This is a genomic window from Ruminococcus flavefaciens AE3010 (assembly GCF_000526795.1).
Taxonomy (GTDB): domain Bacteria; phylum Bacillota; class Clostridia; order Oscillospirales; family Ruminococcaceae; genus Ruminococcus; species Ruminococcus flavefaciens_D.
On sequence record NZ_JAGT01000001.1, the window covers coordinates 2,922,628 to 2,937,548 of the forward strand.

The window sequence follows — 14,921 nt, forward strand, 5'->3', positions numbered from 1 at the left end:
TGCGCGAGATAAGAAAGGAAGTAAATCATGCCCCCCATTAATGTCCTCAGCAAGGAAATATCAGAGCTTATCGCCGCAGGCGAGGTCATCGAGCGCCCCTCATCAGTTATCAAGGAGCTGGTGGAGAACTCCATTGACTCGGGCGCTTCTCACATAACCGTGGAGATAAAAAACGGCGGAACTACATATATGCGCGTTACCGACGACGGCTGCGGAATGTCATTTGAAGACGTACCCAAAGCCTTTCTTCGTCATGCCACAAGCAAGATAAGCGCCAAGGAGGACCTTGACAATATCCTCACTCTGGGCTTTCGCGGTGAAGCTCTGGCTTCCGTTGCGGCAGTTGCCCGTGTGGAGATAATGACCAAGCAGAAGGAAGGGCTCTACGGTACTCTCTATGCTATAGAGGGCAGCGTGGAGAAGTCCCATGAGGAGAGCGGCTGTCCCGACGGTACCACAGTTATTATCCGCGACCTGTTCTACAACGTGCCTGCACGCCGCAAGTTCATGAAAAAGGACGTTACCGAGGGCAATGCGGTGAGTACTATACTCCAGAAGATAGCCATGTCTCACCCCGATATCGCTTTCAGATTTATCCGCGACAACCGCACTGAGTTCAACTCCAGCGGCGACGGAGAGCTGTTCTCAGCCATATATGCGGTCTACGGACGGGACTTCGCCCGTGACCTCATGCCCGTTGACTACGACTACGAGGGCGTACACGTTGGGGGATTTGTCATCAAGCCACTCTATTCCAAGAACAACCGCGCTTTCCAGAACTTCTTCGTAAACGGCAGATACGTCCGTTCAAGGCTCTGCTCAGCGGCTCTGGAAAACGCCTACACAAATATGATAATGACGGGAAAGTTCCCTGCCTGCGTGCTGCTCATAGACCTGCCCCCAAGCACTATGGACGTCAATATCCACCCCACAAAGGCAGAGGTGCGCTTCACCAACGAGAAATCCGTGTCCGACGCGGTGTACTTCGCTGTGAAGAACGCCATGATGAAGGACGGTCTTATATACGAATTCGAGCTGAAGCCCCACGCAGACTGGACAAAGGCTGCTCCTCAGCAGGAGGAGATGAAGCAGCAGGAGTTCATTTTTACTCCCGTTGAAAAGATAGAGGAGACCGAGCAGAAGATAGCAGAAGCTCCTGCACCTGTGTATGAAGCGCCAAAGCCTGCGGAGGAGGAACCGCCTGTTACTGCGGATATAACTCCAAGCCCTGCCTATGACAGACCTGATCCTGTACAGACTGCGGCTCCCGTATATGAGCGTCCTGCGGAGACAGCTCCCGCAGCAGCTGCTGCTCCCGAGCCCGTACAAGCGCCCGAGCCTGAGAAAGAGCCCGAGCCCCCAAAGGCTGTGGAGGGATTCAGCTTTATCACACAGCAGTCCTTTGCGGCAGCCCCCGTGCAGAAGCCTGCGGAGCCCGAAGCTCCAAAGGAGTCCGTATGGACTGAAAAGCCCAAGATACGCGTTATCGGCGAAGCTTTCGGGCTTTATATCGTTGCCGAGGTTGGCGACGACACCATGATAATGATAGACAAGCATGCCGCTCATGAGCGCATAATCTTCGAGCGCCTTAAAAGCCGCAACTGCAAGCAGTACAGCCAGCAGCTCCTCACAGGAGTGAAAGTGCTCCTCACAGGGGACGAGTTCAGCGCTCTTGAAACAAATCAGGAGCTCCTTGCGGACTTGGGCTTTACATTTGACTTCTCCGAGAAGCCCTGCGCAGTGGCGACGGCTGTTCCCACATTCATAATGGAGCTTGATATGGAGGATATTATCTCCGAGATAGCAAACAATCTCCGTATGTACAATCATGACCCACAGTCTCATGTGCTGGACGATATGCTCCACACAGTTGCCTGCAAATCGGCAATAAAGGGCAATGACAAGAACGATATCGCGGAGCTCCAGTCCCTTGCGGAGCAGGTCTACTTTGACGAGAGGATACGCCATTGTCCCCACGGCAGACCTGTTATGTTCACCATGACCAAGAGTAATATCTCGCATCAGTTCGGAAGAACGTAAGGAGAAATTATGAAACGAGCAGTTAAAACTTTTATTGCGCTGTTTTTTGCAGCTTTTATGTGTATCTACGGCTGTATGACTGCCTTTGCGTGGGATCACGACGAAACTTGGATGGGAGTCAAGTTTCAGAACGCTCCCGAGGGCACTGCGTATGTTGATCTTCTCTTAAAGGATAATGGAAATGACAGTACCGCTGTGGATTACAATGAGGAATACGAAAAATATATGCTTGGACTTGGCGAAGACCGTGTCAGCTTGAAAAGGGGATGCGGACTTGCAAAGTATAATGAAGACGGCTATACAAGTATGACTCTCAGGCATAATTTTGTTGTGTTCTATGATACATATTCCGATGAGGCATCATACGATCATATGAAAATGAAAACACGTGACATTTTCAATCAGCACCGATATGTCAGGCTCGCTTACTGTGACAGGGACGGCAATGTTATCAAAGTTACCGATGAAATAAAAGTGCCATATAATAGTTTTACATATCCTGTTATGTATTGGTTCAGCGGAGACGGAGAAAGACTGTCATTCAAATTCGGAGGGGTGAACCAGTATCAGCCGTGGTCTGATATTCTTATTATCTGTGTGCCCATAGCACTGTTGATTTTGGGTTTTGTATTGGTGAGAATATTAATAAAGAGATCCAAAGCGAAAAAGGCAGAATGCGAACAGTAGTCCTGTGTTATGTATACTGATTCGAGAGAACGTAAGGAGAGGCTATGAAACGAGCAGTAAAAGTATTATTCATCGCAGTATATTTTGCAGTACTTATTTATACCTTTGTATGTCTGGCATTGTCAGGGCACGTTGATTTTGGCCATATGAATATTTACTTCGGAGAAGTGCCCGAGGGTACTGCCTTTGCGGATATACTCGTAAAAGGAAAAGCGGAAGATACAGAGATGGATTTTAATGTATCTAATGGATACGTCCTCAAAGTTGACCGCAGCTGTGAGATCGCAGAATATAACGCGGACGGCTATACAAGTCTGTTCCTGAAGCATAGAGGTGTTGACCTTGAAATGCGCGACCTGTCACCCGATTCGGAAAACAAGTATATGGAAGTGGGCGGAGGAAGCCATACGCTCAGCCGATTTAGCTATATTAAGTTAGCATACTGCGATAAGGACGGCAATATTCTCGGTATCACCAAGGAGACCGAGGTGAAAAAAACGCCGCTGAATGATTTTACATACGAAATAAAAGCAGACGGTGATGACCTCAGATGCAGATTTTTTAAGGCCCCGAAGTATTATCTGCTTGCACTTGTTCTTTGGGCAGTGGTACTCTTCGCAGTGTGCGCGGCTGTAATAATTATTAAAGAAAAAATTGCAGAAAGACAGTCCGCAAAAATGAGGATGCCAATACAGTCGGGAGAGGCTGATAATGAAAGTGAAAAACAGGATTAAAAGGACGGCAAAAGCTCTTATTGCTGTATGTTTTGCGGTGTTTATGTGCATTTTCGGCGGTATAAACGCCTTTGCGGTCACATGGGATATCGACCATTCATGGCAGCTCATACGATTTGATGAGGATAAAGTTCCCGAGGGAACGGCTTTTGCGGACATACTCATAAAGGATAAATGGCACGATAAATACGCAGTCGATTTTAACGAGGAGAATGGAGAAGCTCTCGGAGTTGATAAAGACTGCGGACTTGCAAAATATGACAAGGACGGTTATACAAGTCTGCTTCTGCGTCACAACTGCGCGATGTTTGATTACAGCATACAGGGAAACATATTCTATTCCTTGATAAGGGAGAAGCTGTATAATCGTTATCGCACAGTTAAGGTGGCATACTGCGACAAGGACGGTAATGTTCTCGGAGTTACCGATGCTGTGAAGGTAAAACACGCCTCGCATAAAAATGCTGTCTACAGCTTTGATGTTGAGGGCGAAAGTCTTAGCAGCTCGGTGAGCAAGGCTCCCGAGCTGCGTTTGGGAATATCCGATGTTATAATCATAACTATTCTGCTCGTTTTGATTATTTTAATAATTTTAAGAAGAATCATAAAATATACAGAAAAAGCGAATACGAAAAGAATGATAAAGCGCATACGATCGGGAGAAGATGATAATGAACGAAAAGAATAACAAGCCCTTCGTGCTTGCTGTTGTGGGACCTACCGCATCGGGCAAAACATGGCTGGGCGTTGAGCTTGCAAAGATTTACGGCGGAGAGGTCATCTCCGCCGATTCCATGCAGATATACAAGGGCATGGACATAGCCTCGGCAAAGCCCACAGAAGCCGAAAAACAGGGTATCCCCCATCACCTCATGGGTATCCTTGACAGGGACGTGAGCTTCAGTGCCGCGGACTATGTTCAGCTGGCAAACGAGAAGATAGGGGAGGTGCTCTCCCGCGGGAAGCTGCCTATAATCGTAGGCGGTACGGGGCTTTATGTGGACTCGCTCCTTGAGAATGTGAAGTTCTCAGAGGGCGGCAGCGACGAAGCCTGCCGTGAGGAGCTCTACGACTTTGCCCGTGAAAACGGCAACGAAGCTCTCCACGCAAGGCTTGCGGAGCTTGACCCCGAAGCCGCAGAGGGCATACACCCCAATAATCTGGTGCGTGTAGTCCGCGCACTGGAGGTCTGTCACGTTACGGGACGCAGGTTCAGCGACCTGAAACGTGAGAGCAAGCTGGTGGAGAGCCCGTACAACTCTCTTATTTTAGGCTTGAATTATGAGAACAGGCAGACCCTCTATGACCGCATAGACCTGCGTGTGGACGAAATGGTAAAGGCAGGGCTTGTGGAAGAAGCACGTCAGCTCTGGCAGGAGAGCGGCATGAAGACCGCCGCAAACGCTATCGGCTACAAGGAGCTTATCCCGTACTTCAACGGTGAAGCCGAGCTTGACCGCTGTATCGACATAATTAAACAGGAAACGCGGCATTATGCCAAGCGGCAACTGACGTGGTTTCGGAAAAACAGGCGTATAGAATGGCTTTTTTTGGACAGATTTAATAAAAATAATGAAATATTAGAAAAATGCAAAAAAACTATAGCAAATTATTTTTAAATGTGCTATAATGAACTGTGTGTATTTCTGTGCGCTCTATTTGACAAAATATTTTACTCACAAAAATACGCAGACAAACAAATATACCAGATAGGAGAATGTGTATGAACAAAACAATCAATTTGCAGGATGTGTTCCTTAACCAGTGCAGAAAAGACAAGATCATGGTTACTATCATTCTGACCAACGGCTTCCAGTTCAAGGGAATGGTAAGAGGCTTTGACAGCTACGTTGCTATCTTCGACTGCGACGGTAAGCAGCAGCTGGTCTACAAGCACGCTATTTCCACTATTATCCCTGCAAGAGCAGTTTCTATCCTCGACGCTGCGGAAAAGAACGACTAAGGGTGATCTGAATGAGATTTTCCAAGTCGGAAGGCAGCTTCATGGTCAAGGCTCTGAGAAACGTTGTCCTTGTGCTGCTTCTGATAGTTTTTATCAGCATAGTTTATAATTTCCGCAACAGAGAGAGCAATACCGTCTCGGCTCTTATGGCTTCGTCACTGTCCTCAAAGGAGTACAAGGGCGTTTTCATCAGAGATGAAGAGATAATCCTCTACAGCGGCAACGGCGTCCTCAGCTATAATGTCTCGGACGGAGGCAAGGTGGGAAGCGGTACTGTTATCGCAGAAGCCTATCCCTCAGACGAACAGCTCAGCATCAAGCGCCAGAAGGCTATGCTCCGGAAGGAACTCAATATCCTGGAGAAAATCCAGAATCCGGGTACACTGGAATCTGCTCAGCCTGCAAGCATCTCGGAGAAGATAGACGAGAGCTACAGGAGCCTTATCTACTACAGGGATATGGGGGATTACGAAAGCCTTGACACAGTAAAGGACGATCTCCTTGTGCAGCTCAGTACCTATCAGATAATGACAGAAGAGGTACAGAGCTTCAGCCAGAAGATATCCGATATAAAATCAGAGATCGACAAGCTCGAAGCAAAGACGCTTGCTTCCGGTGAGACCATAAAAGCTCAGAGATCAGCTTATTTTGCAAGCTATATCGACGGCTATGAGGAAGAGCTCAGCAGCAGATCACTGGCAAAGCTCACCTGCGACGAGATCGAGGGGATCACTGATAAGAAATCAACAGCACCAAATGTCGTCGGAAAGCTTATCGACGGCTACGGCTGGTATCTTGCCGTTGTTGCTGACAACTCCAAAAAGGAGTATGAGATCGGTGAGGAGATAATGCTTAGATTTGATTCCTCTGCCGAGAGCTACCCTGCTGTTATTTACGATATACGTGACGAAAAGTCCGACAGGAGCCTTATCATCATCTCATGCAGCAAGTTCAATTACGAGCTTGTTCAGCACAGAGCCGAGATAGTTGAGCTCATAAAGGACGAGGTCGAGGGGCTTAAAGTTCCCCGTGAGGCTATCCGCTTTGCCGATATCAAGGAGAAGTATACCGACGATAACGGAACGGAGCACGAAAAGGTGACTACCAGAAAGGGTGTATATATCCGTAAGGGCGAACAGGTGCTCTTCAAAAAGATAGATGTAAAGTTTGAGGGAAGCGATTACGTTCTCTCGGCAGTACATCCCGAAAGCGAGTACCTTGCGCTTTACGATGATATTATGTTAGAGGGAGTCGATAAGGATGACGAAGAAGAATGATCTCGCTTATATCGACGAGAACCTGCGCATAATAAGAGAGAGGTGCGCCGAAGCAAAGGACAGGTTCCGAAGCTCCGACGATAATATCCGCATAATGGCGGTCACAAAGACCGTTGCTCCCGAGGCTATAAATCATGCAGTGGAGCTGGGGATAGACCTTCTCGGTGAAAACAGGGTGCAGGAGTACCTTTCAAAGGCCGACTTCTATGACAAGTCTGCCGAGGTGCAGTTTATTGGACATTTACAGACCAACAAGGTCAAATATATCATAAATTCCGTAAGCATGATACAATCCGTTGACAGCCTGAAGCTGGGTCAGGAGATAAGCCGTCTCGCCGTTAAGAACGGTAAGGTAATGGATATCCTCTGCGAGGTAAATATAGGCGGCGAGGACTCCAAGAGCGGAGTCGCTCCAAGCGGACTTAAAGAGCTTATGGACGGGCTCTCGGAGCTCGAAGGCATACGTATAAGAGGACTTATGACTATCCCGCCGCCATCTGACAGCGATGTATTCCTCGGACGAATGAAGGAGCTCTATGAAAAGATCTCCTCAGAGTATCAGGGAATGGACACGCTCTCAATGGGCATGACCCACGATTACGCTGAAGCCATAAAGTACGGCTCAACACTGGTGCGTATCGGCACAGGGCTTTTCGGCGCAAGAGACTATTCAAAGTAACTCGCAGCGGAATGCTGAGAATCAACACGGGATACTCCGCATTGATCCTGTGAAGAGATATAAAAAAACAAATAATGCGGAGAAGGAGTATTAAGATGAAACTTTTTGACGGTATTAAGGATTTTTTCTTTGCTGCAGATGATGATGACTTTGAAGCTGATGTTCCCGTTCGTCACGAGCGTGAGCGCGGCGGTTTCCAGCCTTCAGACCAGGAAGATGCTCCCGTGAACGAGGGTGCTCCCAGCGGTCTTGGCGGCGGCAGAAGAAACAAAGTCGTTAATATACAGACAACCGCACAGCTTCAGGTGGTACTGGTAAAGCCTTCTGCTTTTACAGACGCTAAGCAGATCGCCGACCACCTCATTGCCAAGAAAACAGTAGTTCTCAATCTCGAGACAGCTTCTCCCGAGAACAAGAGAAGAATAATCGACTTCCTCGTAGGCGTTGCCTATGCAAACGGCGGAAGCCTCAAGCCCGTAGCTAACCTTACCTACATCATTACTCCTTATAATGTAGGCTTCATCGGTGAAGACTTAGTAGGCGAGCTGGAGAACAACGGCGTATTCATCTGATGAACGAGCCGTCGGATAAGCTCTTTACCGCAAGGCTTGCGGACATGGTGTCTCAGTGCGAAAGGGACGGAGCTGCTGTATTTTCGGCGTTTTTCGACGAAAGACAGTGCGCCGAGGCTGAGGCGTGGTGCGCAAGGAATTCAGGCGGTCTGAGGTACAGGCTCTGGGGCGGCTACGAGGACGCAAGACGGAAAATGCTTGCGGTCTATCCCGATTACTGCGAGGACTATGTGGAGGAGGAGTACCCCTTTGTGTGTCTCACCTTTACCTATCGCAGAGAGGACAAGCTCACCCACAGGGATTTCCTCGGCAGCTTCATGGCTTTGCAGCTAAAACGCGAGATATGCGGAGATATAGTTGTCTCGGAGGGCATCACTCAGGCTTTTGTGACTGAGGTGGCTGCAAGGAGCATAACCTCTGCGGTCTCAAAGATCGGCAGAGTGGGCGTGAAGATCGCCGACGACAAGCCCTTTGAGCTGGAAAACGCTCAGAAATTCCAAACCATAAGCGGTACGGTGGCTTCGCTGCGGCTGGACTGCGTTGTGGGACTTGCCGCTCATCTGAGCCGCGAAAAGGCGGCTGCGCTTATCCGTTCAGATAAGGCAGAGGTCAATCATCTGCCTGTTTCATCTGTCTCCTACGAACTCAGGGGCGGAGATATATTGTCAATTAGGGGAATCGGAAGATTTGTACTTTCAGAAATAAACGGCTCTACTAAAAAGGGACGCATACACATTGATCTAAAAAAATATATTTAGAGGTGAATGAAATGATAACTTCAAAGGACGTCAGAAATAAGAGATTTGAAAAGGCAGCTTTCGGCTACAAGCAGGAGGAGATCGACGAATTCCTCTCACAGCTGGAGGCAGAGCTTGACGAAATGGAGCGTGAGCGCTCAGAGGCTAACAGCAAGATCCAGGTGCTCGCAGATAAGGTAAGAGAGTATATGAGAGACGAGGACGCTCTCAAGGACGCTCTTCTCGGCGCGCAGAAGCAGGGACATCAGGTGCTCAACGACGCTAACGAAAAGGCTGAGCAGATAATCGCAGAGGCTAAGGAAAAGGCTGCTGCTCTCGAGGACGAGGCTGTACGCCAGCACGCTGAGGCTATGGAAAAGAACCGCGAGGAGATCGCTAAGGAAAAGGAAGCTCTCATCGAGGCTCAGCAGCAGGTAGCAGACTTCAAGAAGAGCCTGTTCGATATGTATAAGAGCCACCTTGAGCTCATCTCATCTATGCCTGAGACATTCGATAACGAGGCTGAGGAAGCCGAGGAAGAGGAGAAGGCTGAGACAGCTGAGGAGATCGCTGCTGCTGTAGCTGCAGAGGTCGAGGAATAATCAACAATTAAAAAGATCGAAAGGAGGATCCCTCTGAGCTTTTGAAAGGGGGATCGGATAGTATGGCACAGGATTATAACAGTACTCTTAATTTACCGCAGACAGAATTTCCCATGCGCGGAAATCTGCCTAAGAGAGAGCCTGAAACTCTCAAGAAATGGGAAGATGAAAGACTCTACTACAAGATGGTAGAGAAGAACAAGGGCAAGCCCTCTTATATTCTCCATGACGGACCTCCCTATGCAAACGGCGAGATCCACCTTGGTCATGCTCTTAACAAGTCCCTGAAGGATTTCATTGTTAAGTACAAGAATATGAACGGATTCTGTGCTCCTTACGTTCCCGGCTGGGACACTCACGGACTTCCTATCGAGCTGAAAGCCATGAAGGCTATCGGTGTTGAGAACGGCGCTATCCCTGCGGTAGATCTGAGAAAGCACTGCCGTGAATACGCTATGACACAGGTCGCAAACCAGATGAAGGGCTTCAAGAGACTGGGCTCACTGGGCGACTATGACTATCCTTACCTCACGCTTCGCCCCGAGTACGAGGCAAAGCAGGTCGAGGTATTCGGCTCAATGGTAAAGAAGGGCTATATGTACAAGGGCTTAAAGCCTGTTTACTGGTGCCCTGACTGTAATACAGCTCTTGCAGAGGCTGAGATAGAGTATTCCAACGATCCATGCTATTCTATTTATGTCAAGTTCAACGTTACTGATGATAAGGGTATCTTCAAGGGACTGGGACTTGACCTTTCAAAGATATATTTCGTTATCTGGACAACTACTACATGGACTATCCCGGGCAACCTTGCTATATGCCTTGGTCCCGAGTACAACTACACTCTCGTTCACGTAGGCGACGAGTATTACGTAATGGCTGAGGAGCTCGTAAAGACCACTATGGAGACTGCGGGTATCACTGAGTATACCACAGAGCATATCTTCACAGGCGCTGAGCTTGAGGGCATGAAGACAAAGCACCCACTTTACGACCGTCTGTCACCTGTCATCGTAGGCGACCACGTTACTCTCGAAAGCGGTACAGGCTGCGTACATACAGCTCCCGGCTACGGTGTCGAGGACTTTGAGGTATGCAAGAACTACGACGATATCGGTATCATCGTATGTGTTGACTCAAAGGGCAAGCAGACTGCTGAGGCTGGCGAGTTCGAGGGCATGGACACTGACGAGGCTAACAAGGCTATCGCTGCAAAGCTCACAGAGCTTGGCGCTATGCTGGCTACACAGAAGATCGTCCACCAGTACCCGCACTGCTGGAGATGTAACAGTCCTATCATATACAGAGCTACAGAGCAGTGGTTCTGCTCCGTAAACGGCTTCAAGGACGAGGCTATCAAGGCTATCGAGTCTGTACAGTGGATACCTGAGTGGGGCGAGGACCGCATCAAGGGCATGGTCCGCGACAGAAGCGACTGGTGTATCTCCCGTCAGAGAACATGGGGCGTTCCCATACCTGTTGTTTACTGTAAGGAATGCGGCAAGCCAATATGCAATGACGAGACTATCAAGGCTATCTCCGAGCTCTTCCGCAAGGAGGGCAGCGATTCATGGTGGACTAAGGATACAAGCGAGTTCATTCCCGCAAGCGTCAAGTGCGAATGCGGCTGCGGCGAATTCACCAAGGAATATGACATCATGGACGTATGGTTCGACAGCGGTGTATCACACACATCTGTAATGGAGGGCAAGGACTTCCCGAGCCTTACATGGCCTGCCGACCTCTATCTTGAGGGCGCTGACCAGTACAGAGGCTGGTTCCAGTCATCACTCCTTACTTCCGTTGTATACAAGGGACAGTCTCCTTACAAGGCAGTCTGCACACACGGCTGGGTAGTTGACGGCGAGGGCAAGGCAATGCACAAGTCTCTCGGCAACGGTATCGACCCAAGCGAGATAACAGAGCAGTACGGTGCCGATATTCTACGTCTTTGGGCAGCTTCTTCTGACTATCACAGCGATATCCGTATCTCAAAGCCAATCCTCGGACAGCTTTCAGATGCTTACAAGAAGATAAGAAACACAGCTCGTTTCATACTGGGTAATCTCGGCAACGGCGCAGGCTTCGATCCCGATAAGGACTGCGTATCCGACGACCAGCTCACAGAGCTTGACAAGTGGGCTCTTATGAAGCTTGACGACCTCATCGCAAAGATGAAGGAGGGCTACGACGCATTCGATTTCCATATCGCACTGCACGCACTCCACAACTTCTGTGTAATAGATATGTCCAACTTCTATCTTGACATAATCAAGGACAGACTTTACTGCGAGAAGGAGGATTCAGTTCTCCGCCGCGCAGCTCAGACGGCAATGTACCGCATAATCAGTGCGATGACAAGACTTGCCGCACCTATCATTTCATTCACAGCCGAGGAGATATGGCAGTTCATGCCCCACTCCGCAGGCGACGACAGAGAGAGCGTATTCCTCAATCAGATGCCCGAGAAGAGCGGCATAGAGTTCACCGCAGACTTCAAGGACAAGTGGGGTTTCATCTACAATACACGTCTCGGAGCTAACAAGGCTCTTGAGGACGCAAGAAACGAAAAGACTATCGGTAAGTCGCTGGAGGCTAAGATCATCATCAAGAGCAGCGACGCCGACTATGACAGATATGTTTCCCTTGCAGACCAGCTCAAGGATATCCTCATCGTATCAGGCGTTGAGGTTGAAAAGAGCGGTGCCGAGACTACATTCGAGGTAGCTAAGGCAGAGGGTGAAAAGTGCGAGCGCTGCTGGTGCTTCAGCAAATACGTGGGCACAAACCACGATCACCCCACACTCTGTGAGAGATGCGCCATCGCTGTTGAAGCTTAATGATTTAAAGTGCCTCGCACATACGCAAACTAAAGTTTGCTCCGTGCTGATCGGCAAATAGCAAATGCCAAAAGTTTTTGTCGTTTGCTGTAATCTGTACTATATTGATATTGCCTGTCGGCTTTTTGGGTCGGCAGGCAGTCTTATTGAAAGGATACACACTTGTTGATAATACTTGCTTTGCTGGCGGCTGTTTTTGTAGGAGCTGACCAGCTCGTGAAATACTGGGCGATACATGAGCTCAAACCCGTGGGCACTATGGACTTTATCCATATCGGCGGCTTCAAGATATTCGACCTGACCTATCTTGAAAATGACGGTGCTATCTTCGGCAGTATGTCGGGACAGCGCTGGTTCCTCATAGGCTTCACAAGCCTTGTGGTGCTGGGCGGCATAGTCTTCCTTTTTAAGGCATATCGCCGTTCCAAGTTCCTTGCTACTGCAATAACACTGTTCATTGCAGGCGGTATCGGCAACCTTATAGACCGTTTCCGTTTTGCCTATGTGGTGGATATGTTTGAGTTCAAGCCTTTCAGATTTGCTATTTTCAACGTGGCTGATATCTGCGTGACCTTTGCTTTCATTATGCTCATATGGTATGCACTTTTCATCGAACCCAAGATCGAAAAGGCTAAAAAAGCGGAAAAAGCAGAGCAGGAAAAGGCGGACGAAAATGAATGAGCAGGTTATCCTGACAGCTTCTGCCGATGACAAGGGGAGCCGTATCGATAAGTATATTTCGGACAATATTGCTGAGCTGACACGCTCTGCGGTACAGGGGCTTATAGAAAAGGGACTTGTCCTTGCGGAAGGAAAGGCTGTAAGCAAGAACTACAAGCTCAGAGGCGGCGAGGAGATATCTGTAGAGATACCCGAGCCCGAGCCAATGGACGCTGTACCCGAGGCTATACCGCTGGATATCGTCTATGAGGACGACGACCTGCTGGTAGTCAACAAGCCCAAGGGCATGGTCGTACACCCTGCTCATGGGAATTATACGGGTACCCTTGTAAACGCGCTCCTGCATCACTGCGGAGACAGTCTTTCGGGCATTAACGGCGTTATCCGTCCGGGAATAGTACACCGTATCGACAAGAATACCAGCGGACTTCTCATAGTTGCAAAGAACGACGCTTCTCATTTAAAGCTTGCGGAGCAGATAAAGGAGCACAGCTTCACCCGTGAGTACGAAGCAGTAGCCTGCGGCTATTTCAAGGATACCGAGGGCACTGTGGACGCTCCTATCGGACGGCATAAGACCGACCGCAAGAAAATGTGCGTGACCACTGAGAACTCCCGAAATGCTGTTACTCATTACAGCGTCATAAAGCAGTATGGCGGCTACGCCCATGTGAGACTTCGCCTTGAAACGGGACGCACTCACCAGATACGTGTTCACCTCAGCTATATCGGGCACCCCGTCCTCGGGGACGATGTTTACGGAAAGCCATACAAGGGCATAGAGGGACAGTGCCTCCACGCTCGAAAAATAGGCTTTATACATCCCGCAACAGGGGAGTATATGGAGTTCGTAAGCGACCTGCCCGACTACTTTGTATCCATACTTGCAAAGCTTGAAAAGATGTAGGAGGCATATCCTTGTTTGAAGATATATCGAAAGTTGTCCTGCTCAGCGACATGGACGGCACTCTTCTCAACACCAAAAAGGAGATAACCGACACGGACAGAGCTGCCATTGAACGGTTCACGGCTATGGGCGGACGCTTTACCGTTGCAACGGGACGTACTATCCAGTCCTTTGACCAGTTCCGCACGGTGCTGGGAATGAAATACCCCATAATCATGTACAACGGAGCGGCTATCCACGACTATGAGCTTGGTAAAACGCTCTACACCCACCCGCTTCCACTTGAAGCAAAGGCTTACACGGCGGAGCTTTTAGAGCTCATGCCGCAGGCAGGTGGAGAGGTGCTGAAAACAGAGGGCACTTACGTTTTCAGCAATACAGACTACCAGCAGCTCCATACGAAGCTGTGCGGTATAGTGCCAAATTACGCGGAGCTCAGCGACATTGAGGACGGCGGCTGGCTTAAAGTCCTGTTTTCACTGTCACCCGAGGACGTAGACTATATGGAGCTCCTTGTGAAAAAGCTGCGCTTTGAGGGCGTGGATTTCGTAAAGTCCTCGGAGATATTCCTTGAAATGCTCCCCAAGGGAGTAAGCAAGGGCTCGGCTCTTGCACAGTATCGCAGGCTCGGCGGCATGGAGGGCTGTACCTTCGTGTCCATAGGCGACTTCGACAACGATATAGAGATGATAGTCGAAGCCGATGTGGGAGCTTGTCCCGCCAACGCGGAGGATTCAGTAAAAGCAAAGGCGGATCTTGTACTCTCACGCACCAACGACGAGGGCGCTGTAGCAGAGCTTATAGACTACATAATCGAAAGGTGCAAATAGTAGAACAATGAAAAAGAAGGCGGCAATAACGGTATACATAGTCGCAGTACTCATAGTACTGGGACTTCTGGGGCTGCTCATATACAGCAGCGTCAGCGGCGGAAGCTCAGACTCCGCTGCAAGCTTTACTCTCAGCGATGTTGTCACACTGGCACTTGCAGTATTCGCAATACCCATGTGGATAGCGTCATTTTGCCTGATGAAGGCACTGAGACTAAGGGGGACTCTCCACGAAAGACAGAATAAGATGCTTATATCGCTTCCTGCGGTAGCATGCACAGGGTTCTCAATTTTTTATATCATCGTACTTATAATGATAGCTTTCAGATGATGGACATAATAATTTTACATTTATCGCAAAAAATGTGTTGC

General features: G+C 49.0%; 16 protein-coding genes. All 16 read left to right on the forward strand.

The genetic code is table 11. The features are described 5' to 3' along the window. Positions 1-27: 27 nt before the first annotated feature. A complete protein-coding gene (gene mutL, locus N774_RS0112965) occupies positions 28-2,040 on the forward strand; it encodes a DNA mismatch repair endonuclease MutL (RefSeq protein ID WP_024861649.1) in 2,013 nt (670 codons plus the stop codon). 9 nt (positions 2,041-2,049) lie between these two features. Then, positions 2,050-2,727 carry a hypothetical protein gene (locus N774_RS0112970; RefSeq protein WP_024861650.1) on the forward strand — a complete coding sequence of 226 codons (678 nt, stop codon included), beginning with the start codon at positions 2,050-2,052 and terminating at the stop codon, positions 2,725-2,727. A gap of 44 nt (positions 2,728-2,771) precedes the next feature. Further along, positions 2,772-3,461, forward strand: coding sequence for a hypothetical protein (locus N774_RS0112975; RefSeq protein ID WP_024861651.1), 690 nt, complete (start codon positions 2,772-2,774; stop codon positions 3,459-3,461). After that, positions 3,439-4,149 (forward strand): hypothetical protein, encoded by a 711-nt coding sequence (locus tag N774_RS0112980; RefSeq protein WP_024861652.1) that lies wholly within the window; start codon positions 3,439-3,441, stop codon positions 4,147-4,149. Before N774_RS0112975 ends, N774_RS0112980 begins: the two co-directional genes overlap by 23 nt. Further along, entirely contained in the window at positions 4,133-5,080 is a 948-nt protein-coding gene (miaA, locus tag N774_RS0112985; RefSeq protein WP_024861653.1) for a tRNA (adenosine(37)-N6)-dimethylallyltransferase MiaA, read from the forward strand. Before N774_RS0112980 ends, miaA begins: the two co-directional genes overlap by 17 nt. Positions 5,081-5,184: 104 nt before the next feature. Then, a complete protein-coding gene (gene hfq, locus N774_RS0112990) occupies positions 5,185-5,424 on the forward strand; it encodes an RNA chaperone Hfq (protein ID WP_024861654.1) in 240 nt (79 codons plus the stop codon). Positions 5,425-5,435: 11 nt separating this feature from the next. Further along, positions 5,436-6,701: an HlyD family efflux transporter periplasmic adaptor subunit gene (locus tag N774_RS0112995; protein WP_024861655.1), complete on the forward strand. Its 1,266-nt coding sequence runs from the start codon at positions 5,436-5,438 to the stop codon at positions 6,699-6,701. Continuing rightward, on the forward strand, positions 6,685-7,380 hold the full coding sequence (locus N774_RS0113000; protein WP_024861656.1) for a YggS family pyridoxal phosphate-dependent enzyme: 696 nt from the start codon (positions 6,685-6,687) through the stop codon (positions 7,378-7,380). The genes N774_RS0112995 and N774_RS0113000 overlap by 17 nt, the downstream gene beginning before the upstream one ends. 95 nt (positions 7,381-7,475) lie before the next feature. After that, positions 7,476-7,952, forward strand: coding sequence for a cell division protein SepF (locus N774_RS0113005; RefSeq protein ID WP_024861657.1), 477 nt, complete (start codon positions 7,476-7,478; stop codon positions 7,950-7,952). After that, positions 7,952-8,710, forward strand: a complete 759-nt coding sequence (locus tag N774_RS0113010) for an RNA-binding protein (RefSeq protein WP_024861658.1) — start codon at positions 7,952-7,954, stop codon at positions 8,708-8,710. Before N774_RS0113005 ends, N774_RS0113010 begins: the two co-directional genes overlap by 1 nt. Before the next feature lie 11 nt (positions 8,711-8,721). Continuing rightward, positions 8,722-9,291, forward strand: a complete 570-nt coding sequence (locus N774_RS0113015; RefSeq protein ID WP_024861659.1) for a DivIVA domain-containing protein — start codon at positions 8,722-8,724, stop codon at positions 9,289-9,291. A 62-nt stretch (positions 9,292-9,353) separates the two neighbouring features. Further along, entirely contained in the window at positions 9,354-12,131 is a 2,778-nt protein-coding gene (gene ileS, locus N774_RS0113020; protein ID WP_024861660.1) for an isoleucine--tRNA ligase, read from the forward strand. A gap of 162 nt (positions 12,132-12,293) precedes the next feature. Next, positions 12,294-12,812, forward strand: a complete 519-nt coding sequence (gene lspA, locus N774_RS0113025; RefSeq protein WP_024861661.1) for a signal peptidase II — start codon at positions 12,294-12,296, stop codon at positions 12,810-12,812. Continuing rightward, positions 12,805-13,719, forward strand: a complete 915-nt coding sequence (locus N774_RS0113030; protein ID WP_024861662.1) for an RluA family pseudouridine synthase — start codon at positions 12,805-12,807, stop codon at positions 13,717-13,719. The genes lspA and N774_RS0113030 overlap by 8 nt, the downstream gene beginning before the upstream one ends. Positions 13,720-13,730: 11 nt before the next feature. Next, positions 13,731-14,549, forward strand: a complete 819-nt coding sequence (locus N774_RS0113035) for a Cof-type HAD-IIB family hydrolase (RefSeq protein ID WP_024861663.1) — start codon at positions 13,731-13,733, stop codon at positions 14,547-14,549. Between the two features lie 7 nt (positions 14,550-14,556). Next, positions 14,557-14,880, forward strand: coding sequence for a hypothetical protein (locus N774_RS0113040; RefSeq protein ID WP_024861664.1), 324 nt, complete (start codon positions 14,557-14,559; stop codon positions 14,878-14,880). The last annotated feature ends 41 nt before the right edge of the window (positions 14,881-14,921 follow it).

What these genes read in the sequence shown, in the direction of transcription:
- ileS (WP_024861660.1), top strand. Translation starts at nt 9,354, where the DNA reads ATGGCACAGGATTATAACAGTACTCTTAATTTACCGCAGACAGAATTT.
- N774_RS0113015 (WP_024861659.1), top strand. Translation starts at nt 8,722, where the DNA reads ATGATAACTTCAAAGGACGTCAGAAATAAGAGATTTGAAAAGGCAGCT.
- mutL (WP_024861649.1), top strand. Translation starts at nt 28, where the DNA reads ATGCCCCCCATTAATGTCCTCAGCAAGGAAATATCAGAGCTTATCGCC.
- N774_RS0112970 (WP_024861650.1), top strand. Translation starts at nt 2,050, where the DNA reads ATGAAACGAGCAGTTAAAACTTTTATTGCGCTGTTTTTTGCAGCTTTT.
- miaA (WP_024861653.1), top strand. Translation starts at nt 4,133, where the DNA reads ATGAACGAAAAGAATAACAAGCCCTTCGTGCTTGCTGTTGTGGGACCT.
- N774_RS0113000 (WP_024861656.1), top strand. Translation starts at nt 6,685, where the DNA reads ATGACGAAGAAGAATGATCTCGCTTATATCGACGAGAACCTGCGCATA.
- N774_RS0113030 (WP_024861662.1), top strand. Translation starts at nt 12,805, where the DNA reads ATGAATGAGCAGGTTATCCTGACAGCTTCTGCCGATGACAAGGGGAGC.
- N774_RS0113040 (WP_024861664.1), top strand. Translation starts at nt 14,557, where the DNA reads ATGAAAAAGAAGGCGGCAATAACGGTATACATAGTCGCAGTACTCATA.
- N774_RS0113010 (WP_024861658.1), top strand. Translation starts at nt 7,952, where the DNA reads ATGAACGAGCCGTCGGATAAGCTCTTTACCGCAAGGCTTGCGGACATG.
- N774_RS0113005 (WP_024861657.1), top strand. Translation starts at nt 7,476, where the DNA reads ATGAAACTTTTTGACGGTATTAAGGATTTTTTCTTTGCTGCAGATGAT.
- N774_RS0112975 (WP_024861651.1), top strand. Translation starts at nt 2,772, where the DNA reads ATGAAACGAGCAGTAAAAGTATTATTCATCGCAGTATATTTTGCAGTA.
- N774_RS0112995 (WP_024861655.1), top strand. Translation starts at nt 5,436, where the DNA reads ATGAGATTTTCCAAGTCGGAAGGCAGCTTCATGGTCAAGGCTCTGAGA.
- N774_RS0112980 (WP_024861652.1), top strand. Translation starts at nt 3,439, where the DNA reads ATGAAAGTGAAAAACAGGATTAAAAGGACGGCAAAAGCTCTTATTGCT.
- hfq (WP_024861654.1), top strand. Translation starts at nt 5,185, where the DNA reads ATGAACAAAACAATCAATTTGCAGGATGTGTTCCTTAACCAGTGCAGA.